The sequence below is a fragment of the Halobellus sp. Atlit-38R genome, from assembly GCF_003665925.1.
Taxonomy (GTDB): Archaea; Halobacteriota; Halobacteria; order Halobacteriales; family Haloferacaceae; genus Haloquadratum; species Haloquadratum inordinatus.
Window position 1 is genome coordinate 1 of record NZ_QXIJ01000158.1, and the last position, 563, is coordinate 563.

Annotated in this window: 1 pseudogene; it reads right to left on the reverse strand. The window is 62.3% G+C overall.

Annotation, left to right across the window (positions count from 1 at the left end):
- A pseudogene (locus D3D02_RS18685) lies at positions 1 to 343 on the reverse strand (pilus assembly protein); the annotation flags it as partial.
- Between the last annotated feature and the right edge of the window lie 220 nt (positions 344 to 563).

A 563-nucleotide genomic window follows, 5' to 3' on the forward strand; every position in this document is an offset into this window, starting at 1 on the left:
GGAACGAGAAGTCGAAGAACTGGTCTTCGATGAACGCCTCCGAGGGCGTCGGCGCGAACGCCGTCTCGTCGTCGATTTCGGCGAAGAACGCCTTCACCTCGCGGAGGACGGCCTCCCGGAGCGTTTCCGGGCGGTCTTCGTCCGCCGCTTCGTCGTCGGTGAGGTCTTCGACGGGGCCGTATTCGATGCGGTCCGACGCGGGGACCGGTAGTTCACTCGCGCGGGCGGCCATCGCCTCCAGACCGGTCGTGGGGACCAGTTCGGCGGTACCGGCACCGTCTGCTCGGAACGATTCTTCGCCATCGCGGCGGTCAGTCTGGGAGTTCTTGTCAGGAGACGCCATTCTCTGGAAATACTGAACGGTAGGAACGGCTGTAAGTATGGAGCGACTAGATGAGCGAATTCGACCGGTTAGGCCCGAACTACCGGCATATCCCGGAATTCATCTAGTACGATCTCGACCGGGAATCGAGGTGGGGGTGTCCCCAAACTCGCCTGTGAGAGAATGGCAACTGAGTTACAGTATTCGGCCGCGCGCACCGTTCACGGTCGACGCGTCGGCG